Below are 21254 nucleotides of genomic sequence, written 5' to 3'. Positions count from 1 at the left end.
GGTTCTCTCGAGCACTCACCGCCGCCAGGACCTCGCATCCCCCAGGTCATTGGCGTAGTTCTGGCGTTCCTGGGCCGACCAGCTCGAGGCCCCAGCTGTCCCGGGCCTCTGCGAGGGGTACGAGGTGGTCAATGTCCAGGACGCGGGCGTTTGAGACATCGGTGGCGTCGTAGTACGAGTGCCACACGCCGCCGGAGATCGCGCAGCGGCCGCTGACCGTTGGCGGCTCGATTGGCGGTCGTGGAACCTGGCGCCCGTGGGTGTCGTCCGCAACGGTCCGGTGCCGCGCACCAGCAGCCGCACGCCGAGATCGTGCTCGAGCCGCTGGATCTGACGTGTCATCGCTGGCTGTGTGACTCCCTGTCGGCGGGCGCCCGCCGGGATTGAGCCCTCTTGGGCCACGGCTACGAAAGATGCGAACAGGGTGAGGCCGAACCATTATTCGACATCATGTGGATCATCAGCCCATCATGGCAGTGGACTCGACCGGAGCCGTCCCCCGAAGGGGTAATTTGCATGACCATGGCAGGCCAGGTGCGGCGCCGAGCGCGAGGCGCGTCGAGCCGTGTTCGGCTCTTTCGTGGGGACCTCCGTCGAGTGGGCTTCGAGGGCATCGACTAGCGCCTTGGAACCGCCTGCATCGCCACCCGCTGGCAAGCGTGGAGCGGACCGGAGACTGCCGGACGTCTCCGGACTCCCGTCCTCCGCTCCGACGCCTCGTTCTCAGAGACCCCCGCATACGAATCGAGGAGTACACCGTGAGCAAGCCCGGACAGACCGTCGAGATCCCTCACCTCGGGGGATCGACCGTCGGGTACACCTTCGGCAAGCCGTACGACCCCGCACTCCCGACGCTGGTCCTGATCAACTCGTACACCACCTCGGCCGAGTTGTACCGGCCGCAGTTCGCCGACCCGGAGCTCGGGTCCGCGGCCAACCTGCTGGCCCTCGAACCCTACGGGCACGGCCGCACGAGGGCCGCGTACCAGCACTTCACCTACTGGGACAGCGCGGTCGCGAACCTGCAGGCCCTCGATGCCCTCGGGATCGACGAGGCCTTCGTGCTGGGAACCTCGCAGGGCGGCTGGGTGGCGGTCCGCATGGCGCTGCTCGCCCCGGACGTCGTGAGGGGCCTCATCCCGCTCGGCACGTCGATGGACTTCGAGAGCCCGCGCAGCCGCGACCTGGGGTGCTGGGACGGGATAGGGTCCAACACGCCGCTCGTCGACGCCCTCGCCGACCCGGTCGGCGAGGACTGGGTCGTGCCGGACGAGGTCGTAGACGCCGTCTTCGCCACGGCCCTGGGCGGCGTCTCAGCCGAGGAACGCGAGTTCTGGCTCACCGCCTACCGTGCAAACTACACCGGTGACGCCGGACGCCACCGTCTGCGCCTCAGCACGGTGAACCTGCGGGACCGCGACGGGCTCCATGGCAGGCTCGACGAGGTCCGCTGCCCTGTCCTGTGGCTGCACGGTACCGCGGACCAGGTGTACTCCGTGCCGAACGCCCAGGAGGAGATCCGGATGTTCACCTGCTCCCCCGAGGCGCGCCTGGAGATCATTGAGGGCGGGCAGCACTTCCTGAGTGCCTCGCATCCCGCGGAGGTCGGCTCCGCAGCGATCGAGTTCCTGAAGCGCTGGGCCTGAGCCTGAAGCCACCGGTGCGTCGGCCGGTTGATCTTCTGCTTGATTGTTGATCGATCCGGGCGGGGAGGTGCCCGGGACCGGGCCTCCGGGCACCTCTGAGTGACGGCGGTCTCGGCTCCGAAGAAGGCCGACGCCGCCCGTTCCTGAGCAGCCGCACGGGCACAGCCCGCCGGGCCTGCTCGCGGCGGCTCGCTCGTGCCGCCACACGAAGTCCTCAGCCATCGCCGCCGTCGAGCCGAACAGGGCCTGGACGCCGGGCCCGAGACCATCGCCTGGCACCTGCAGCACCATCATCGACTGCGCGTGTCACGGGCCACGATCAGCCGCTACCTCACCGCCCACGGCCTGGTCGTCCCCACACACAGGAAACGGCCGCGCTCGTCCTGCATCCGTTTCCAGGCCGAGCTGCCCAACGAGACCCGGCAGGCCGACTTCACCCACTACCGCCTCGCCGACGCAGGGCGCACACTCCTTGCCAAGGCCGGTCGCAAGCGCGACATCGACACCGAAGCCGACCGCCTCCACACCGCACTCCGCGCCCCACAGATGCGACAACTCCCCCTGGTCGAGCAAGCCATGGGACACCAGACCACCGCCCTGCTACGACAGTTGGAAGCCGCCTGCACCAGCGCAGACGACCTCGCCCAAGCGGCGGTGGAATCTTTTAACACACACCCGGACGCCGAGATCATCACCAGCTTCCCAGGGCTCGGCTCACTCACCGGCGCCCGGGTGCTCGCCGAGATCGGCGACGACCGATCCCGCTTCACCGACGCGAAAGGCCTCAAAGCCTTCGCCGGGGCCGCACCGGTCACCCGGGCGTCCGGAAAAGCGTCGCCGTCCTCGCCCGCCGGGTCAAGAACCAGCGCCTGGCCTCCGCCGACTACGTCTGGGCCTTCTCCGCCCTGACCGCCTCACCCGGCGCCCGAGCTCACTACGACCGGCGACGCAAGGCCAAAGACCGCCACACCGCCGCCAGCGCAAGCTCTTCAACCGACTGCTCGGATGCCTCCACCACTGCCTCACCCACGGCATCCACTACGACGAAGCAACCGCATTTCCCGCACCCACAAACCCCGCTCTCGAAGCCGCCGCTTGACAGATCATCCGCATCGGATGTCTTGACCCCCAGCCCAGCGACAACTCTCCGCAACCATCCGTACCACACTGTAGCTGCCAGCCGGAGTCCGTACGCAGCCGTAACAGGATGCTGCCAGCCATGACCCCGCCCTCTCCTTTGGAGACCGCGCGTCCTGCAACTGGGCGCACTCCCCTTTGCCTCCGCCCAGGCGAACCTGGCCCCGCCGGGCCACGAGGCCGAGGCCCAATCCCCCCAGCCGTCCTGGCACTATGGCCGGGCTACTGGTCCGCGGTTCCCGGGGGGGGACGACCCACTGGGCGGGCTGTCCGGTAATTGATGCGATCATGTCGAAGTCGCCGTCGTAGTGGAGTACGGTCGCCCGGTGGCATTCGGCTGTGGCGGCGATGAGGAGGTCCGCCATAGACAAGGCACGGTGGAAACCGCGCTCCAGCGCGATGCCCTGCACTTCGAGCACGCGCTCGAACACCTCGTCGCCGCAGTACAGGAAGTTGAAACCGCGCAGCAGAAAGCGGATGCGCGCCATATCCGGCTTATTGCGGGCGCTATAGACCATTCCCCATTCAACTGCCGCGCAGGTAGCCAGGACACCCCGGTCACTGAGGTCGTCCAGGGCACGGCCGACGGAGGGATGCCCCCAGCGGGCGAGTGCCGACTTGTCGGCGAGGTAGTCGGTCACGCAGCGCCTTGCGCAGAGCACTGGAGGGTGCCGTCGGCGTTACGGGGGCCGGTGTTCTCGACGATCTCGCCGAGGTCGAGCTCTCCGCTCTTGATCGCGTCCGCGAACTCCTGACGCAAGTGGCGCTTGACGGCATCCTCCATAGCCATGCGCACGGCCTTCGCCTTCGTCTTGGTCCCGTAGATGCGCATGGCCTCGGCGACCATCATCTCGCCACCGACTTCTTCGAAACCAAAACCCTGACGGAGCCGCCCAACATGGCCATGGGCCTCCAAGACGCGGGCATGTCTCGACGTCATCCCTGCCGCGCCCCTGCCAGCCGCCCCCGTGCGGCGGCCTGGATCCGGGAGGGCCCGAGCCCCCACTGGAGGGTGCGTCCGACGGCCGTCGCCAGGGGCCGGTCCCAGCCGGTGCGGACGGGGGCCGGGCGGTGGATGCCGAGTTCGGTGCGGGCCCAGTCGGGGAGGAGTCCGACCGAGGCGTTCGTGAGCAGGCCTACGACCAGCCGCTCCCGTCGTGTACGTCCGAAGCGGCGGAGGAACAGTACCGAATCCAACGCGGCCGGAGTGGCGTGGAGTTGGGGGCGGAGGCGGGCCAGGTAGCGCTCGGCTTCGAGGGACGTGCGCGGTACGTTCCGTGCGCCCAACGCCTCGGCCACGGGGGCGGCTTGGCGGTAGTAGGCGTCGCACTCGGCAGGGGTCAGTCGGAGCGGACGGGGTGCGTAGGTCTGGTGGCCGGCGAGGAAGCTGCGTACTTCGGCGGTGTGCACCCAGGTGAGCAGGTCGGGGTCGTCCGCGCGGTACGGCCGGCCGTCGGGGGCGGTGCCGTGCACCCGGGTGTGGATCCGCCGGACGAGGTCGATCACCTCGCGGGCGGCGGCCGAGGAGCCGAAGGTGGTCGTGGTGATGAACCGTACGGTTCCGTTCAGCCGCCCGACCGGATCGGCGCGGAAGTCGGAGTGCTGGTCGACCCCTGCCATGGCCAGCGGATGCAGCGACTGGAGCATGAGCGCGGCGAACCCGCCGGTGAGCATCCCGGTGGCCTGCCCGTGCACCCGCCACACCGGGTCCCCCGGCGCGATCCCGAACAGCCCGGGATCACCGGGCGGCCCCGCGTACCGCTCCAGCTTGAGATCCCCGCCGTGCATGGTCGCCGTGAGTTCCGCCGCGATCCGTTCCCGCAGTCCCACCAGCACCTCCAGGGTCCGTGTCCCTCAGCCGAGGGTACCGATCCGCCCGGCGAGCACGGCCACGAGGATGAGCAGTCCGCACAGGGGGTTGGTGCCGAACGCCCGCCCGCAGGCTCCGACGTCCGCAGGGTCGGCCCGCCATACCTGCCATCCCAACTGCCCCGCGACCACGCACAGTCCGGGCCAGTACAGCGGCCCGAGCCCGGCCACGACCCCGAACCAGGCGAGCAGCACCACACACCCCGCGTACACGCCGCCCACCAGCACCCGGCTACGGCGCCCCAGCAGCACGGCGGCCGACCGCACCCCGGCCCGCACATCGGCTTCCCGGTCCTGGCAGGCGTAGATCACGTCCGTCCCCACGGCCCAGCAGATCAGCGCCCCGTACAGCACCCCGCCCCCGAGCCCGAGCCCTCCGGTGAGCAGGCCGTAGACCAGCGGCAACGTCCAGTTGATGGTGATCCCCAGCCACACATGCGGCCAGTGGGTGACCCGCTTCATATACGGATACACCGCCGCGAGGGGCGCCCCGGCCGCCGCCCACACCACGGCCTCCACACTCCAGAACCCCATCACCAGCGGAGCGACGGCCCCCACCACGACACACAGCACCAGTGCCCGCCCGGCCGCCAGCCGCCCGGAGGCGACGGGCCGCCCCGCCGTACGCGGCACCTGCGCGTCGAACCGCGCGTCCAGCACATCGTTGAGCCCGCAGGCGGCCCCTCTCGACAGCACCCCGTACACCAGGAGCAGCAGCCCGAGCAGGGCCCCGTCCCGGGGCCCGGCGATCGCTCCCAGTGCGATCCATCCGGGCACCACCAGCAGCCAGGCCCCCACCGGCCGGTCCAGCCGCAGCAACTCCAGATACGGCCGCACCCCGGCGGGGGCCCGCCCCACCAACCGGGCGGCACGGCCTTGGGCCGGGACTCGAGTCGAGACTTGGGCCGGGGCTTGTGAGGCGACGGTCATACCGATTCATGCCCCTTTCCAGGGGGATTGCATGTCGATCGGTCCAACCTAGCTCCAGCTGGGGTGAGTTACCGATCCTTCCAGGGAGAGACGACGGTCTTACGGGCAAGGGAAATGGTCTATAAGTGCAGGCCGGGCGGTGGCCGCGATCAGTTCCGCGGTCGTCACGAACATCCTGCGGGCCGACCTTGCCGTGCTCGACGGCCACCGAGTCACCGCTGATTCGCAGCTGAGCCGGACCCTGGCGGGGTCTTCTGCGGTCTGATCGACCCGGTGGCCTCACCAGAGGGCTGGCGCGGCGCGTTCCGGAAGCCGGTGCACGTCCGCACCTTCGCAGGCGGCCACTTCTACCCTCTTCGACCAGGTCGAGGCGATCGCCGAGTGCATCGACGCGGAACACGGGCGTCTGAGTCCGACATCCGCAAAGATCACAAGGGAGCAGTTCCAGTGACGACGAACGACGGACGGCCCACGGCCACCGGGCTGATCAAGCAGATCGCAGCAACCGCACTACCGCTCTACCTGTCGATGATCGCGGCTTCGGCAGGCGCCCTCGTGGACACCGCTGTCCTGGGACACCACTCCACCGCAGCGCTCGCCGGCCTTGGGGTGACCATGGCCGTCTACGGCCCGGCCACGGCACCGGCAGCGCCGCGCACACCACCAGACCGAGCCGCCAGTCCAGCGCCAGCGGCCGGAGCCTCAGACGATTGACAGCGACAGCAGCTTCCGACCCGTCGGCCCGATCTGGATGTCGGTGTCCGTGCACGGCTCGAAACCGTGACCATGACCATGACCGTCTGGGACAACCTGGGCGAGTTCCTCGACGGCCTTGCACGCGACTTCCGCTCGCTCAGCATCCTCGTGTTCCAGCCGAACCCACGGATGCATCGGCCCGAGGCACAGCGCTGGACCCGTGGGTTCCCACCGGGCACGGGCCGTGAAACGGAAAGTCCGCTGCCCTGGTGTGACGCACCGGGGAAGCGGACTTTCATGGCACAGCTCTGGGCTGGTCAGCCGATGGGGTTGACGAAGGTGGCGGGGCGGGTGGCGCCGCGCTGGTCGACGAGGCTGTCGGTCTCCCAGGGCCACTCGATCTTGAGGGACTTGGTCTCGTTGGGCGGGGTGATCTCGACCCAGGCCGGCTGGTAGAAGCCCTCTTCCTCCTTGGTGAAGGCGAGGTTGAGGGTGAACTCGGTGCTCTGGCCGGCCTCCACCTCCAGGGAGCTCCACTTCTGCGAGGAGCGGGCCAAGGACCAGCGCTCGCCGCCGTTTATCGAGGTCAGGTCCACACCGGGGAAGCCGCCGATCCTGCAGGAGCTGGTGCCCTTGTTCATCAGGACGATGGTGGCGGTCGTCGCGCCGCCCGCGCTCTCCTCCGGCACCGGGAGCGCGTCCTCACCCGTGGCGAACGCGGCTTCCAGGTTTTCGGTGCGGCAGCGCTCGACACCCGCCTCCGAGCCTCCCTTGCCGTCGGAGGAACCCGGGGAGCTGCTGGACCCGGCCGGGGCCGTGTCGGCCTGGCCCCCGGACTTCGTGTCGTTGTTGCAGGCCGTCAGGGTCAGGGCGGCGGCTGCGGTCAGGACCGCGGCGGCGACGCGGAGGGTGCGACGGCGGGCGATGCGGGCAGTGGTGTTGGAGCGCATTTCGAGTCCCCCCGGAGAGGTCGGTGTCGTCGTCTGCTCGGTACGACAACAACTCTGACCGGGGCCACTACCGCAACACTGCCGCCCCACTAACATCCGGCTAACGCCTGGCCGTGGACCCCGCCCCGGCTGGCGAAGAGCTGCCCGGCCCGGTCTCGCACCAGGAAGGTGAACTCGGAGGCTCGGTCGCCGAGCTTCGGTTTTCCGATCAAGATCCGGACACGGTGCCAGGTGAAACGCGCACGCTAGTCTCGCATGATCTCGGGCTCGTGCCGGCGCAGCAGACGGGCCACCGCGAAGCCGCAGATCAGTCCGATCGCCAGGAGCACACCGAGGTCGATGCCCCACTGGGTGACGGTGCGGGCCCACAGCGGGTCGAGGTCGTCCGGCTTGTCGAGATTCCAGGGCGGCATGGTGTGCGCGAGGTCGAGTGTGGTCCCGGCGCCGGCGACCGCCCAGCGGGCGGGCATCAGCCAGCCGATCTGTTCGATGCCCGGAGCGTCGAACAGCTTGAAGAGGACCCCGGTGAAGACGACCTGGACGACGGCGAACATCACGAGCAGCGGCATGGTCTTCTCCGGGGTCCTCACCAGCGCGGAGATGACCAGACCGAACAGCATGGTGGTGAAGCCCAGCGCACTGATGACCACGCAGACCTCGACGGCCGTGGGCATGAGCAGCCCCTGGGCGGGCAGTTGACGGACGGAGAAGCCGATCGCGCAGATGACGACACCCTGCATCGCGGTGATCAGACCGAGGACGATCACCTTCGACATCAGATACGCGGATCGGGACAGACCTGTGGCTCTCTCCCGTTCGTAGATCACCCGTTCCTTGATCAATTCACGTACGGAGTTGGCCGCGCCGGAGAAGCACATGCCGACGACCAGCACCAGCAGAATGGTTCCGGACTCCTGGTTGTAGCGGAAACGGCTGTCGGGCGGTGGCGGGGCGAGTCCGTATGTCGCCGGAATCAGACAGCTCACTCCGCCCAGCACGGCCGGGAGCAGCAGCATCAGCGCCATGAAGCCCTTGTCGGAGGCGATGACCGACACATAGCGGCGCATCAGCGTCCACAACTGGCCGATCCAGCCCTGTGGTTTGCGCTGCAGAGCTCGTGCGCGCGGCTGCGTCGCAGGGGTGCCGGGCTGCTGCGGCGGTACGGCCGAGTCGATCTCGGCGATGCACCGGTCGTACTGCCGGGAAGCCCGCCAGCGTCCGCCCCAGTCGTTGTCGCGATGGTTCTCGAAGGCGGAGAAGACATCGGCCCAGCTGTCGTGACCGAAGTAGTCCAGGGCCTCGCCCGGGGGACCGAAGTACGCCACGGAGCCGCCGGAAGTCATGACCAACACCCGGTCGCACAGGGACAGTTCGGCGACTGAGTGCGTCACCACCAGCACGGTGCGGCCGTCGTCGGCGAGCTCCCGCAGCAACTTCATGACATCACGGTCCAGGCCCGGGTCCAGACCGGAGGTGGGCTCGTCGAGGAAGAGCAGGGAGGGCTTGGTCAGCAGTTCCAGGGCAACGGACACCCGCTTGCGCTGACCGCCGGAGAGCGAGGCGATCTTCTTGGCCCGGTGGACGTCGAGTCTGAGGTCCTGGAGCACCTCGTCGATTCGGGCCTTGCGCTCGGCCGCCTTGGTGTCACCGGGAAAGCGGAGCTTGGCCGCGTACTTCAGAGCGGTGTCGACGGTCAGCTCCTTGTGCAGGATGTCATCCTGCGGGACGAGGCCGATACGGCGGCGCAACTCGGCGAACTGGGCGTAGAGATCGCGGTGGTCGTAGAGCACCTGACCACGGTCGGCGGGCCGGTAGCCGGTGAGTGCGCGCAGAAGGGTGGACTTCCCGGAGCCCGACGGCCCGATCACCGCGACCAGCGACTTCTCGGGGACACCGAAGGAGACGTCGTCCAGGATGGTCTTACCGCGCCCGACGGTCACTGTCAGGTTGCGGGCGGTGAAGGACACCTCACCGGTATCGACGAACTCCTCCAGCCGGTCCCCGGCGAGACGGAAGGTGGAGTGGCCGACACCGACGATGTCGTACGGGCCGATGATCCGGCGGTCCACGGGCTGCCCGTTGACATAGGTGCCGTTGTGACTGCCGAGGTCGACGATTTCGAATCGGCCACCGGGCAGGGGCCGGAACTCCGCGTGGTGGCGGGAGACATACGGGCCCTCCACCACGAGTTCGTTGTCCGGCGCGCGACCGATACGCAGCCGTTGTCCCAGGACGAGTGGGTGGACGCCCGAGGGGTCCCGGTCGATGGAAAGGGCCGCGGCGGCTCCACGGGGACCGGCTGTGGGTCCTTCGGGCCGGTGGATGTCCCGGGCGTCACCCGTGTCTACGGGAGTCCGGGGAACTGCGGCACGGGTGAGGTCGGATGCGGCGAGGTGAGGGAGGGGCCGGAACAGGTCGTCGCCACGGGCCGCCGCCCCCGTGGGGGCTCCCGGAACCTCCCCCGCCCGGGGACCAGGCACCACCGGGGGTGTGGCGGCGGCCGCCGCCGACGTGCCCCGATCCGTGGCACCCCGGGCCTTGGGACGGGCCTCGTCCTGGGGCAGCCCCGCGCGTATCCGAGCGTCAACACGCACCTGATCGTCGCCCACCACCGCCGAGGCTCCGGTGAAGTCCAGCCGCATGCCGGTGGAGACGTCTCCCAGCCGGACGATCGAACCGTGGCCGATCTCGATCCGCTGGATACGACGCCCTTCGGTGAACGTGCCATTCGCGCTGCCGAGATCTTCGATGACCCACGTCCCGCCGTCACAACGGATCACGAGGTGCCGCCGGGAGACTCGGCGGTCGATGCACGAGATGTCGGCCTGCTGGTCGCGCCCGATGGTGTAGCTCCGGGACGCCTCCAGGGTCCAGGTGCGTCCATTGGCATGCAGTACAAGTTCCGGCACGTCTGCCCCAAGTCGGTCGTGTGCACCGAGGCCGTCTGCGCGAGGGCAGACGACGGCTCGGACGGTTCCTGCGGTTCCGGTGTGCTCCCGGACGTCCCGGGTGCGGATGAGCGTCATACGGTCTGCGGCGCGAGGTGCGCCGGTTGGCGAGTGCCGGAACATCGACGGCCGGTGTTCGCGACACGGTCCGCGCCATCGGCAGCGGCGGCTCCGCACAGGTGCGGTTTCGCCGGCGCATGGTGAGCCGATTCCCCGGGAACCGGGCTGTGCGTCTCCCGACGAACGCGACGGGCTGCGCGCGGACGATCGATGCGGTCGTCGGCGATGCGGTCGAAGTGTTCGTCGGGCATCACAGCGGTGTGTCCTCGTGGAATCGGGATCGGGGTCGGGGCGGAGTCGTAAACCGAGTCGGTCAGCTGGTGTGCGGACCGGACCGGGGCACGTCGGCGCGTACGGCCATGGCCGGTATGGAAGAGGGCGCGGGACACGCAGAGGTTGCGCGTCACGGCGCGTCGTTGCCCGCCGCGACGGCGAACAGGGTGCCGTGCTGGGCGGACAGCCTGGCGACGGCGTCTTCGAGGGGATCGGTTCCCGGGCTGTCCGTGCTGCCCAGGCTCATGTTGACGACCTTCGCACCCTTGTCGACCGCCCACTGCATCCCCGCGAGGATGCCCGACTGGCTGCCGCTGCCCTGGTTGCCCAGCACCTTGGCGTTGAGCAGGCTCGCATCGGGGGCGACTCCCTTGAAACCGCGGTCGGATGCGGCGCCGCTGCCGGTGATGATCGACGCCACATGGGTGCCGTGTCCATGGTGGTCGACCGCGTCGGTGGTGGTGGAGAAGTTCTTCTCGTCGACGACGGCGCCGACCAGGTCCGGGTGACGGCTGTCGATGCCGGTGTCCAGCACGGCGACCTTGACGCCCTCGCCGGTGTGACCGGCTGCCCACGCGCTCGGGGCCCCGATCTGCGGCACGCTGCGTTCCAGGGTGGCCTTCACCATCCCGTCGAGCCAGATCTTCTGGATGCCGGCCGCCACGGATCGTTGCCCGGCCGCCGTGCGGGAGGCGTCCGGGCGGGCGCTGCCTCGGGACGGGCACGTACGCGTATCTCGGACCGTTCCGTTGGACGTACACTCGCCACATGGGTTGCACACGTGCTGTGAGGGTGAGGGAGTGCCGACAGGCGCCTCGCGCGCTGTGCTCTACCGCCCTCTACTCCGAGGTGCCGCAGATTAGCTGCCGAGCCTTGCACGGCCACGGCTAACGATTTCCCACGGCCCCTGTCCGGCCGGGCCGCCTGACCGTGGTTTTTTCGCCGCGGTCCGCTCTCCGTGTGTGCCCCGTGCGACTCCACCTGTCGGGCTGAGTGGTGGCCTCCGGCCCGATCCGGTGGTTGCCAAGTCCGTTTCTTTTCCCCCCCCGGCTACGGCGCGCCGTCGGCCCCGCCGTCTGCCTGCGACGGCCGGACGGCCGGACGGCCGGACGAGCCGCGTCCTCGATAAGGATTCCTGTGAAGCTGAGCGAGCTGCTGGCCGGGCACGATCACGAGATTCTTCAGGGCGACCCCGATACGGAGATCACTGCGGGAGCGTGCTTCGACGCCCACCGGGTCTCGCCGGGGTCGCTGTTCATCGCGGTGCCCGGCCATGGTGAGGGTGGTCCCGAGGCGGTTGGGCCTGCCCTCGCGCGCGGAGCGGTGGCGGTATTCGTGGACGGGACAGCGCCGGATCTCCCGGCGCCGGTCCGGGCTGCGGCCTCGGGCGCGGGGGTGTGTGTCGTCCGGGTACCGGATGCGCGGACGGCGGCCGCGGTCGTCACCTCCCGCTACTACGGCGATCCTGGGCAGCGGATGGACATGGTGGCCATAACCGGCACCAACGGGAAGACGTCGGTGTCGTACATGGTCGAGTCCGTCCTGCGGATCGCCGAGGGTGCCAAGGTGGGCGTCATCGGAACGTCCGGCAACCGGATCGGCGACGAGCTGATCCCCATGCCGAGGTCGGTGTTGACCACACCGGAATCGCCGGACTTCCAGTACCTGCTGGGGTGCATGCGCGACCGCGGGGTCGGGAGCGTGGTTCTGGAGGCCACGTCGATGGGTTTGCTGACACGCCGAGTGGACCACTCGTTCATCGATGTCGGGGTCTTCACCAACCTGACGCAGGACCACCTCGACGACCACGGAACGATGGAGAACTACCGGGACGCGAAACTGCGCCTGTTCCAGGGCCTGTGCCGACGCGCGGTTGTCAACGTCGACGATCCGGTGGGTGCGGGGATCCCGGTGATGATGCCCGGCGCGGTGACCACATACGCCCTCGATGCCGAGGCGGACTACCGGGCCACCGACCTCACTATGGACGCCTTCGGTACGCGGTTCACCCTCCACCACGACGGTCGCAAGTATTCGGCGGCGATCCCGGTTCCCGGTCGATTCTCGGTGGCGAACGCGCTGGCGGCTGTGGCCGCCTGCCACGTCCTGGGGCACGACCTGGAGGGACTGGTCACCGCACTCGACCAGATGCCTCCGGTCCCGGGTCGGCTCGAACGATTCGAAACCCCGCGCGGCACGTCCGTGATCGTGGACTACGCCCACTCCCCGGACTCCTTGGACCAAGTCCTCACCACCATCCGGGCCTTCGCTTCCGGCCGGGTGATCACCGTCTTCGGCTGTGGCGGGGACCGTGACGTCACCAAGCGTGCCTGGATGGGGAAGATCGCCGGGACTCACTCCGATCTGTGCGTCCTCACCTCGGACAACCCTCGCAACGAAGACCCCGAGACGATCCTGGACCAGATCACCCCAGGTCTCGCGGCGACCGGGACGGCGTTCGAACGGTTGACCGACCGCCGTCGGGCGATTGCCCACGCCCTGACCGTCGCCGACCGGAACGACATCGTCCTGATCGCCGGAAAGGGCAGCGAGCCGTACCAGATCGTCGGTGAGCGGCTGCTCCCGTTCAGCGACATGGCGACAGTGCGCGAACTCTGCGGGGGTCGATAAATCATCCGCGCACCTCAAGCCGCTCGCTGGTACTCGTGGAGGGTTCCGCCGAGTCGGTCTCGTCTGCGGACTTCCAGGTGGGCGAGCAGACTTGCTGCTTGATGGGTGTGGGTAGCGGGCGACAGGGAGCAGCTTGTTCCAGGGCCCTGTGCGGGCGGTGTTCGTTGTAGAAGGATTCGTCCTCGCGCAGGGCGTGGAGCAGGTGGCTCTGGTTCCAGATCAGGGTCCGGTCCAGGAGTTCGGTGCGGCAGGTCTGTATCCAGCGCTCCATGAGGGAGTTCATCCGCGGGATCCGAATGCCGGTGGTGACGGCCTACAGGCCGGCATCGATCATCAGAGTGTCGAAAGCCGCTGTGAACTTCGAATCGCGGTCGCGGATCGGGAACTGTGCCCTGGTACCCGCGTCCTCGAGGTCCATGAAGAAGGTTGCGTCCGGGTTGCACGATCCAGCCCGCGGTGGGGTGTGCGATGGCGCCGCCGATCCGGATGCGCCGGGTGGCGTCTTCGATCACGGCGAAGACGTACAGGCGCGTCCCGGTCAGCGTGCGGACTTCGAAGAGATCGCGGGAGAGAAGGGCCTCGGCCTGGCCACGGAGGAAGTCGGCCCAGGTGGTGCTCTGCCGTTCGGGCGCGGTGGGATGCCGTACTCACGGAAAATTTCCCAGACGGTGGAGGCGGCGATCTTGATCCCCAGCGCCGCGAGCTCGCCGTGGATCCGACGATACCCGTACCGCTTCAGAATGGCTGCACCGGCCCTGAACAGGGACGATGTCCCTGTGTGCCGGTAGGGCACTCTGGGTGCCTATGCTCGTGCGACTGCTCTACCTGATCGCCACGCGGATCTTCGCGTGGCTGGTCCTGCTCTCCCGTTCCTCCGCCGCCAACAACGCCGAAACACTGATCCTGCGGCACGAGGTCGCGGTCCTGCGCCGACAGATCACCACCCCCAAGTCAAGCCGGCCAGACCGCACCCTGCCCGCCGCCCTCGCCCGCCTCCCCCGTTACCTTTTTCGCGGCTCCGCAATGGGGCCTCCGGCCTTCGGGTCCGGCATGACTTCCCCCCCTTGTTGTTGATGATCCGGGGGGTGGTGTCACCGGGCCCGGAGGCATCGACGGACCGCTGATGAGGGGCTTGAGCACCGGCTTTTTCATTCGAGCCGGAAGAGCTCTCCGTAACGTGGATGTGGCAGCTCGGTGCCCTGGCAGGCCGGACGAAAGCGTGATGGAGGGGCCTGCACGTGATCGACACCGGCGACATCGACGTCTTCCTCGGCCTGGACGTCGGCAAGGGCGAACACCACGCCACCGCCGTCACCCCGGCCGGGAAGAAGGCGTTCGACAGGCGCCTGCCCAACACCGAGCCCAAGCTCCGCGAGCTGTTCGCGAAACTCCAGGCCAAGCACGGGACCGTACTTGTGGTCGTCGACCAGCCAGCCTCAATCGGGGCTCTGCCGCTGGCGGTCGCCAGGGACATGGGCTGCCCGGTCGCCTATCTCCCGGGGCTGACGATGCGGCGGATCGCCGACCTCTACCCGGGGGAGGCCAAGACCGACGCGAGGGACACGTTCATCATCGCCGACGCCGCCCGGGCGATGCCCCACACCTTGCGGGCCATCGACGGCGAGGACGAGACGATCGCCGAGCTGGAGATGATCGTGGGCTTCGACGACGACCTGGCCGGCGAGGCCACCCGGGTCGCGAACCGGTTGCACGGCCTGCTGACCCAGATCCACCCTTCTCTGGAACGGGTGCTGGGGCCGCGGTTGCAGCATCCGGCCGTCCTCTCGCTGCTGGAACGGTTCGGGTCACCGGTCCAGATCCGCAAAGCCGGCCGCCGTCGGCTGATCACCCTGCTGCGGCCGAAGGCCCCCAGGATGGCCGAGCGCCTGGCCGACGAGATCTTCACTGCCCTCGACGAGCAGACCGTCACCGTTCCCGGCACTGAGGCGGCCGCGCTGATCGTCCCGAGCCTGGCCACTTCGCTGACGGCCGTCCTTGACCAGCGCAAGCTGCTGGCCGGGCGGATCGAGGAACTCCTGGAGGCTCACCCTCTTTCGAAGGTCCTGACGTCCATGCCGGGAGTTGGCGTCAGGACCGGAGCCCGCATCCTGATCGAGGTCGGTGACGGCAGCACCTTCCCCACCGCCGGCCACCTCGCCGCCTACGCTGGACTCGCCCCGGCGACGCGGAGCTCGGGTTCCTCGATCCGCGGCGAACAGCCATCCAGGAGAGGAAACAAGCAGCTCAAACGGGCCTTCTTCCTCTCCGCGTTCGCCGCCCTGGGCGACCCGGCATCCCGGGCCTACTACGACAAGAAGATCGCCCAGGGCAAGCACCACACCCAAACCCTGCTCTGCCTGGCCCGACGCCGGGCAGACGTCCTCTTCGCCATGCTCCGCGACGGCACCTTCTATGAACCCCAACCCGCAGGGGCCAGATGAGGGTCAGACCGATCGGTCAGTCCTCCGGCCGAAGTCGCTGACGAGCGGCCTCAAGCCGCTGGTCATAGTCGGGTGCGAACAGCTCAGGAAGCACTTTGTCCAGAGTTCCGGCGATCCGATGGATCGGTGCCCAGACCGCTGGATCGTCGACAACGCGACTGAGGTCCGTCATCTGGAACTTCTCCAGCCAGTGCGACAGCACCAGTGCCTCGTCACTCGTGAGCTTGATCGTGACCTGGCTATCCCCCATGCACACCCCTACGGCTTGACCCCACTCTCGACCACACGAACCTACTGGCCTTCGACCTTGACCAAACACATAGGGGCACCCCCCCGGCCGCTGCACGGCCACCGCATCATCTCCCCGCGCACCCTCCTCGCCTCCAGCGGGGCTGGGACCCCGCGGTCATGGACTGGTTCCACCGCTGTTTCGTGGACGGATACGACTGAATCATGGTGCCCAACGTCGTCGGCATGTCCCAGTACGCCGACGGCGGCCGGATGACGGCCAAGCCGTACACGTCAGGCGGCGCCTACGTGCACCGCTTGAGCGACCTCTGCGGGCCGTGCGCCTACCGCGGCCGGGCGACCGGACCGGCGAGCACGCCTGCCCCTACACCGCGGGCTACTGGACGTTCCTCGACCGGCACCGGGACCGGTTCGCGGGCAACCACCGCACCTCCCGGGCGGTGCGGCAGCTCGACCGGCTCACCGACCTCGCTGAGTGTCCGCCGGCAGGAGCGCACACGCGGTGACGCACCGCCATGAGACCTATGTCGATGGGCCGGTGGAGTGAAAAGTTCCCCAACCGGCTGCACACCGGGCAGAGATCAACGCATCCGCGCACGGGCCGACGGCAGAAGCACTGGTGTGCAGGTGACCGAGAGTGAGAAGAGGTTGCGGATGCTTGGAGTGCAGCCGACGGTGGCAGACCCGGCCAAACTCGTCGAGGAACCGCGCACGGCCCGCGAGGCCGTCAGGGCCGTCGAGACGGTACTGGAGCATCACCTCGAGACGGCACTGGGCCGGGCCCGGGATGTGGACCCGTTGTTCGCCCGCGACGTGGCAGGCCCTGTCAGCACGTTCGTCCAGCGCGGCGGGAAGCGGCTACGCACGGCGTTCGCGTGGTGCGGCTGGCGGGCGGCGGGCGGCTCGGGTGATGCCACAGCGGTCCTGCACACGGGAGCCGCCCTCGAACTCCTCCAGGCATGCGCCCTCATACATGACGACCTGATGGACGGATCGCCGCTGCGTCGGGGTGCGCCGGCTATGCACGTCGGCTTCGCCCGCATGCACCGGGCCGCACGGATGACCGGCCCACCAGATTCATTCGCCACCTCAGCCGCGGTACTCGCCGGCGATCTGGCACTGGTGTGGGCGGACGATCTGCTGACGGAGACCGCACTCGGCTCACCGCACGGTCGACGACTGTTCCTCGAGTGGCAGGCGATGCGCGGTGAGATCGTCGCCGGGCAGTACCGCGACATCCACGCGCAGGCAGCCACCTCGTCCGGTGTCGACCAGGCGCTCACCATCGCAACGCTCAAGAGCGCCCTGTACACCGTCGAGCGGCCCATGGCGCTGGGCGCGGCGCTGGCCGCCGCCGCCGAGTACACGCTGCACGCGCTGCGCTCCGCCGGCCGGTGCGCGGGTCTGGCCTTCCAGCTCCGCGACGACCTCCTCGGCGCCTTCGGCGACCCGGCGCTCACGGGCAAACCGGCCGGCAACGACCTGCGGACGCGCAAGCTCACCTACCTGCTCGCCGTCGGCGTCAGGCTCGCCGACGCCGCTGGGGACGAGGAGGCTGCCGCTGTGCTCGCCCCAGGCGCAGCCTATCGGTCGGAGGACACCGTGGAGCGGATGCGGGCGGCGCTGGAGCGGACCGGAGCCCGGACCGTCGTGGAGTCGAAGATCGCGGAACTGGCAGCCACGAGTCTGCGGCACTTCTCGACGACCGGCGCCGGTCCGGACCTGCGGCGGGAGTTCGCCGCGCTGGTCGAACGAGCGTCGGGCGTCACCCCGGGCCCCACCGAGGAGGGCGCGTGAGGACGGTGGCGGGACCGACGGACCATGTCGTCGTGGTGGGCGCCGGATTGTCCGGCCTCGCCTGCGCCCTTCACCTGCTCGGCGCCGGCCGCCGGGTCACGGTCGTCGAACGGGACGCCGGTCCGGGCGGCCGGGCCGGCCGCGTACAGGTCGGCGGATACCAGGTGGATACCGGCCCCACGGTGCTGACCATGCCGCACCTGGCCGACGAGGCGTTCACGGCCGTCGGGGACAGCCTCGGCCGCCACGTCGAGCTGGTGGCCCTGCACCCGGCCTACCGGGCATGCTTCGCGGACGGGACCTCGCTCGACGTCCACACCGACAGCGAGGCGATGGAGGCGGAGGTCCGTCGATTCGCCGGACCGTCGGAGGCTGCGGGCTACCGCAGGCTGCGGAACTGGCTGGAGCGGCTGTACCGGGCGCAGATGCGACGCTTCATCGACACGAACTTCGACTCCCCCTTCCAGCTCCTGCACCCGGATTTGGCATGCCTGGCGGCGCTCGGCGGCTTCGGACGTCTGGACCACCGGATCGGCCGCTTCCTCTCCGACGCCCGCCTGCGCCGGGTCTTCTCCTTCCAAGCCTTGTACGCCGGAGTAGCCCCCGCCCGGGCCCTCGCGGCCTACGCCGTGATCGCCTATATGGACACCGTGGCCGGCGTCTGGTTTCCCAAAGGCGGGATGCACGCGCTGCCCCGCGCCATGGCCGACGCGGCGGCCGGCGCCGGTGCCGACCTTCGGTGGTCGACGGAGGTGAGCGGGCTGGAGCGCTCGGCCGGCCGGGTACGTGCCGTACGCCTGAGGTCGGGTGAGCGGATTCGGTGCGACGCGGTGGTGCTGACCTGTGAACTGTCCGCCGCGCACCGGCTCCTGGGGCGAGCACCCCGCCGCCCGGTGCGGCTGCGTCACTCACCGTCCGCGGTGATCCTGCACGCCGGGACGGACCGCACGTGGCCCGGTCTCGCCCATCACACGCTCTCCTTCGGCGCGGCATGGGAGCGCACGTTCGACGAACTGACCCGCTCGGGAGCGCTGATGAGCGACCCTTCCCTGCTGATCAGCCGGCCGACCACGCACGACCCCACCCTGGCGCCGCCGGGCGGCCACCTCCACTATGTCCTGGCCCCCTGCCCGAACACCGTCGTCGGCCCCTCCGCGCCCGCCTGGCGGCACCTGGGCCCGCGCTACCGCGACGGGCTGGTCGCCGAGCTGGAGCGCCGGGGCCTCGACGGATTCGCGGACAGTGTCCAGGAGGAGCTCCTGGTGACTCCACTGGACTGGACGGCACAGGGCCACGCGGCGGGCAGCCCGTTCTCGGTCTCCCACACGTTCGCCCAGACCGGCCCGTTCCGGCCGCGCAACCTGGTACGCGGGCTGGACAACGTCGTGCTGGCCGGCTGCGGGACCACCCCCGGCGTCGGCGTGCCGACAGTGCTCATCAGCGGCAAACTCGCCGCGGCGCGCGTCACCGGCGGCATCGGAAACCGCGCCCCACACACCCGGTCGAGCACAGTCGGCGCTCATGTCCCCCACGCCCCGACTTCGGCAGGTGCCGATGACCCGTCGTGAACTGGACGCCGCCGGGATCACCGATCCCGCGCTGCGCGCGGACTACGCCCGGTGCAGGCGGCTCAACGCCCGCCACGGCAGGACCTACTTCCTGGCCACCCGTCTACTGCCGCTGGAACGCCGCTCGGCCGTGCACGCGCTGTACGGCTTCGCCCGCTGGGCGGACGACATCGTGGACGACCTCGACCGGCGCCGGACACCCGACGAGCGCGAACGGCTGCTGCGGCGCCTGGAGAGCGACCTCGCGCGCGGGCTGCGCACCGGCGGCGGGGGCGAACCCGTGGTCCGGGCCGTGGCCGACACCGCCGACCGGTACGGCATCGACCACACGCTGTTCGCCGACTTCCTGGCCTCGATGCGCAGCGATCTGACCGTCACGGACTATCCGACCTACGCCGACCTGCGCTCCTACATGCACGGCTCGGCGGCGGTGATCGGTCTGCAGATGCTGCCGGTGCTCGGCACGGTCGTCGCCCGCGAGGAGGCGGCACCGCACGCGGCGGCCCTTGGGGTGGCGTTCCAGCTCACCAACTTCCTGCGGGATGTGGGTGAGGACCTGGACCGGGGCCGCGTCTACCTGCCGGCGGACCTGCTCGCCGCCCATGACGTGGACCGGTCGCTGCTGGAGTGGAGCCGCCGCACAGGGCACCGCGACCCGCGGATCCGCGCGGCGCTCGTCGCTGCCGAGGCCATGATCAGGGACGTGTACCGTGCGGCGGAACCGGGCATCGACATGCTCGACCCGCGGGTGCGCCCCTGCATCCGCACCGCGTTCACCCTGTACGGCGGCATTCTCGACGCGATCGCGCACCGCGACTACATCGTGCTGCATCAGCGTGCCACGGTGTCACGCGGACGGCGTGCGGCCACCGCCGCGGCCGGAGCCGTACAGGTGATCGGCGCGCGGTGGCGCGCCCGCGTCGCGTGTCCGGCACCTGCGGAAGGCGGCGCGGCACTTCAGTGGAAGGGGCCCGGGTAGTGAGCGATCGAACGGACAAGGCCCGCTGGGCACCGCCGTTGCGGCGGCGCCGCGGCCCGGCGGCTGCGCAGGAACCGACCTGGCGGGCGGCACGGCCGGCGCTGATTGCCGACGCGCTCAAGCGGGCCTCCGCACGTCCCTCCGGCAACTGGTTCGTCGTCGGTGCCTCCCGGGAGGTGCGCGCCGGCGGGCACCCGTGCGGCAGGACGGTGGGCGGCGTCGAGGTCGTGCTGTGGCGCTCGGACACGGGTGGGCTGCACGCGGGTCCAGGCGCCTGCCCTCATCTCGGTGCTCCCCTGCGCGACAGCCGGGTGGTGTGCGGCACGCTGGTGTGCCACTGGCACGGACTGGCCCTGGACGGTACCGCCTTCGCAGGCTGGGAGCCGTACCCCGTCCACGACGACGGGGTGCTGGTGTGGGTGCGGCTGGACACGGTCGGCGGCGAGGAACCGTCGGAACGCCCCGTGGTGCCGGTGCGTCCCGCGACGGGCAGCGGGGTGGACGCGGTGTTCACCGCGGTGGGGCGGTGCGAACCGCAGGACGTGGTCGCCAACCGTCTCGACCCGTGGCACGGCTCGTGGTTCCATCCGTACTCGTTCGTCGGCCTGACGGTGGCGCGGGAGCCGCGAGGTGACGAGGATGACGCGTTCGTCGTCGATGTCTCCTTCCGCGTGGCGGGGCGTCTGGTGGTCCCGGTCCGGGCCGAGTTCACCGCGCCGGAGCCGCGCACGGTCGTCATGCGCATCGCCGACGGCGAGGGAGCGACGTCCGTGGTGGAGACCCATGCCACGCCGCTTACCGGTGAGGCCGATGAACAGCCACGGACCACCGTGGTCGAGGCGGTCGTCGCCGCCTCGGACCGGCGCGGCTTCAAGCTGGCCCGGGTCGCCGCCCCCGTGTTGCGCCCGCTGATGCGTCGCACGGCCGGGCGCCTGTGGCGCGACGACCTGGCGTACGCCGAGCGACGCTGGACGCTGCGCAGCACCGGACAGTTCCCGGGGTGACCAGCGAGGGTTGAGCCACCGAGCCCACCCGTCTGCCGATCGGGCTCCGCGCCGGCCCCGGTCGTCGGGCGCCCGC

At 69.7% G+C, this 21254-nt stretch carries 17 protein-coding genes and 4 pseudogenes; 11 read left to right on the top strand and 10 right to left on the bottom strand.

All coding sequences use genetic code 11. From position 1 onward, the window contains the following. Nucleotides 1-15: 15 nt before the first annotated feature. Entirely contained in the window at nucleotides 16-402 is a 387-nt protein-coding gene (locus ACWY4P_RS46835) for a LysR family transcriptional regulator (RefSeq protein ID WP_456206901.1), read from the bottom strand. 356 nt (nucleotides 403-758) lie between these two features. On the opposite strand from ACWY4P_RS46835, the gene ACWY4P_RS46830 reads away from it, so the two are divergent. Both ACWY4P_RS46830 and ACWY4P_RS46825 read left to right on the top strand, forming a co-directional pair. Beyond that, nucleotides 759-1646, top strand: a complete 888-nt coding sequence (locus ACWY4P_RS46830) for an alpha/beta fold hydrolase (protein ID WP_456206900.1) — start codon at nucleotides 759-761, stop codon at nucleotides 1644-1646. A gap of 462 nt (nucleotides 1647-2108) precedes the next feature. Then, nucleotides 2109-2745: pseudogene (locus ACWY4P_RS46825) on the top strand (transposase); the annotation flags it as partial. Between the two features lie 4 nt (nucleotides 2746-2749). Here the strand turns inward: ACWY4P_RS46825 and ACWY4P_RS46820 are convergent. From ACWY4P_RS46820 to ACWY4P_RS46805, 4 genes are all read right to left on the bottom strand, one after another. Next, nucleotides 2750-3424, bottom strand: a complete 675-nt coding sequence (locus ACWY4P_RS46820; RefSeq protein ID WP_456206899.1) for a PIN domain-containing protein — start codon at nucleotides 3422-3424, stop codon at nucleotides 2750-2752. Next, the gene (locus tag ACWY4P_RS46815; RefSeq protein ID WP_456213292.1) at nucleotides 3421-3630 is read right to left on the bottom strand and encodes a type II toxin-antitoxin system VapB family antitoxin; all 210 of its coding nucleotides are present in this window, start codon (nucleotides 3628-3630) and stop codon (nucleotides 3421-3423) included. Before ACWY4P_RS46815 ends, ACWY4P_RS46820 begins: the two co-directional genes overlap by 4 nt. Before the next feature lie 89 nt (nucleotides 3631-3719). Further along, nucleotides 3720-4613: an oxygenase MpaB family protein gene (locus ACWY4P_RS46810; protein WP_456206898.1), complete on the bottom strand. Its 894-nt coding sequence runs from the start codon at nucleotides 4611-4613 to the stop codon at nucleotides 3720-3722. Nucleotides 4614-4637: 24 nt separating this feature from the next. Next, complete coding sequence (locus ACWY4P_RS46805) at nucleotides 4638-5582, bottom strand: 4-hydroxybenzoate octaprenyltransferase (protein ID WP_456206897.1); 945 nt, start codon at nucleotides 5580-5582, stop codon at nucleotides 4638-4640. Between the two features lie 447 nt (nucleotides 5583-6029). On the opposite strand from ACWY4P_RS46805, the gene ACWY4P_RS46800 reads away from it, so the two are divergent. Continuing rightward, nucleotides 6030-6296 carry a hypothetical protein gene (locus ACWY4P_RS46800; protein ID WP_456206896.1) on the top strand — a complete coding sequence of 89 codons (267 nt, stop codon included), beginning with the start codon at nucleotides 6030-6032 and terminating at the stop codon, nucleotides 6294-6296. Between the two features lie 299 nt (nucleotides 6297-6595). On the opposite strand, the gene ACWY4P_RS46795 is transcribed toward ACWY4P_RS46800, so the two are convergent. The 3 genes and pseudogenes from ACWY4P_RS46795 to ACWY4P_RS46785 all read right to left on the bottom strand — a co-directional run. Next, on the bottom strand, nucleotides 6596-7228 hold the full coding sequence (locus tag ACWY4P_RS46795) for a DUF4232 domain-containing protein (RefSeq protein WP_456206895.1): 633 nt from the start codon (nucleotides 7226-7228) through the stop codon (nucleotides 6596-6598). 245 nt (nucleotides 7229-7473) lie between these two features. Beyond that, complete coding sequence (locus ACWY4P_RS46790; protein ID WP_456206894.1) at nucleotides 7474-10137, bottom strand: FHA domain-containing protein; 2664 nt, start codon at nucleotides 10135-10137, stop codon at nucleotides 7474-7476. A gap of 511 nt (nucleotides 10138-10648) precedes the next feature. Beyond that, nucleotides 10649-11170 (bottom strand): annotated as a pseudogene (locus tag ACWY4P_RS46785) (S8 family peptidase); the annotation flags it as partial. Between the two features lie 476 nt (nucleotides 11171-11646). On the opposite strand from ACWY4P_RS46785, the gene ACWY4P_RS46780 reads away from it, so the two are divergent. Next, nucleotides 11647-13140, top strand: a complete 1494-nt coding sequence (locus ACWY4P_RS46780) for a UDP-N-acetylmuramoyl-L-alanyl-D-glutamate--2,6-diaminopimelate ligase (protein ID WP_456206893.1) — start codon at nucleotides 11647-11649, stop codon at nucleotides 13138-13140. A 14-nt stretch (nucleotides 13141-13154) separates the two neighbouring features. On the opposite strand, the pseudogene ACWY4P_RS46775 reads toward ACWY4P_RS46780, so the two are convergent. Next, nucleotides 13155-13870 (bottom strand): annotated as a pseudogene (locus ACWY4P_RS46775) (integrase core domain-containing protein); the annotation flags it as partial. Between the two features lie 74 nt (nucleotides 13871-13944). On the opposite strand from ACWY4P_RS46775, the gene ACWY4P_RS46770 reads away from it, so the two are divergent. Continuing rightward, complete coding sequence (locus ACWY4P_RS46770) at nucleotides 13945-14214, top strand: hypothetical protein (protein ID WP_456206892.1); 270 nt, start codon at nucleotides 13945-13947, stop codon at nucleotides 14212-14214. Nucleotides 14215-14378: 164 nt separating this feature from the next. Beyond that, on the top strand, nucleotides 14379-15581 hold the full coding sequence (locus ACWY4P_RS46765) for an IS110 family RNA-guided transposase (protein ID WP_456206891.1): 1203 nt from the start codon (nucleotides 14379-14381) through the stop codon (nucleotides 15579-15581). 16 nt (nucleotides 15582-15597) lie between these two features. Here ACWY4P_RS46765 and ACWY4P_RS46760 read toward each other — a convergent pair whose 3' ends face one another. Beyond that, on the bottom strand, nucleotides 15598-15831 hold the full coding sequence (locus ACWY4P_RS46760) for a hypothetical protein (protein ID WP_456206890.1): 234 nt from the start codon (nucleotides 15829-15831) through the stop codon (nucleotides 15598-15600). Between the two features lie 128 nt (nucleotides 15832-15959). On the opposite strand from ACWY4P_RS46760, the pseudogene ACWY4P_RS46755 reads away from it, so the two are divergent. The 5 genes and pseudogenes from ACWY4P_RS46755 to ACWY4P_RS46735 all read left to right on the top strand — a co-directional run. After that, nucleotides 15960-16349 (top strand): annotated as a pseudogene (locus tag ACWY4P_RS46755) (cryptochrome/photolyase family protein); the annotation flags it as partial. 135 nt (nucleotides 16350-16484) lie between these two features. After that, on the top strand, nucleotides 16485-17627 hold the full coding sequence (locus ACWY4P_RS46750; protein ID WP_456213291.1) for a polyprenyl synthetase family protein: 1143 nt from the start codon (nucleotides 16485-16487) through the stop codon (nucleotides 17625-17627). After that, nucleotides 17624-19195 carry a phytoene desaturase family protein gene (gene crtI / locus ACWY4P_RS46745; RefSeq protein ID WP_456206889.1) on the top strand — a complete coding sequence of 524 codons (1572 nt, stop codon included), beginning with the start codon at nucleotides 17624-17626 and terminating at the stop codon, nucleotides 19193-19195. The genes ACWY4P_RS46750 and crtI overlap by 4 nt, the downstream gene beginning before the upstream one ends. Beyond that, nucleotides 19182-20174, top strand: a complete 993-nt coding sequence (locus ACWY4P_RS46740; protein ID WP_456206888.1) for a phytoene/squalene synthase family protein — start codon at nucleotides 19182-19184, stop codon at nucleotides 20172-20174. Before crtI ends, ACWY4P_RS46740 begins: the two co-directional genes overlap by 14 nt. Then, nucleotides 20174-21178: a DUF5914 domain-containing protein gene (locus ACWY4P_RS46735; protein WP_456206887.1), complete on the top strand. Its 1005-nt coding sequence runs from the start codon at nucleotides 20174-20176 to the stop codon at nucleotides 21176-21178. The genes ACWY4P_RS46740 and ACWY4P_RS46735 overlap by 1 nt, the downstream gene beginning before the upstream one ends. Nucleotides 21179-21254 lie beyond the last annotated feature (76 nt).

This window comes from Streptomyces sp. LZ34, assembly GCF_053890475.1.
The sequence above is the reverse complement of the archived record's forward strand: the minus strand, read 5'-3'. Positions and strand labels throughout refer to the sequence as shown.

Bases quoted from the DNA above. Each gene is read 5' to 3' on its own strand.
- ACWY4P_RS46770 (WP_456206892.1), top strand. From the start codon at position 13,945: ATGCTCGTGCGACTGCTCTACCTGATCGCCACGCGGATCTTCGCGTGG.
- ACWY4P_RS46760 (WP_456206890.1), bottom strand. From the start codon at position 15,831: ATGGGGGATAGCCAGGTCACGATCAAGCTCACGAGTGACGAGGCACTG.
- ACWY4P_RS46805 (WP_456206897.1), bottom strand. From the start codon at position 5,582: ATGACCGTCGCCTCACAAGCCCCGGCCCAAGTCTCGACTCGAGTCCCG.
- ACWY4P_RS46750 (WP_456213291.1), top strand. From the start codon at position 16,485: ATGCTTGGAGTGCAGCCGACGGTGGCAGACCCGGCCAAACTCGTCGAG.
- ACWY4P_RS46815 (WP_456213292.1), bottom strand. From the start codon at position 3,630: ATGGTCGCCGAGGCCATGCGCATCTACGGGACCAAGACGAAGGCGAAG.
- ACWY4P_RS46795 (WP_456206895.1), bottom strand. From the start codon at position 7,228: ATGCGCTCCAACACCACTGCCCGCATCGCCCGCCGTCGCACCCTCCGC.
- ACWY4P_RS46740 (WP_456206888.1), top strand. From the start codon at position 19,182: ATGACCCGTCGTGAACTGGACGCCGCCGGGATCACCGATCCCGCGCTG.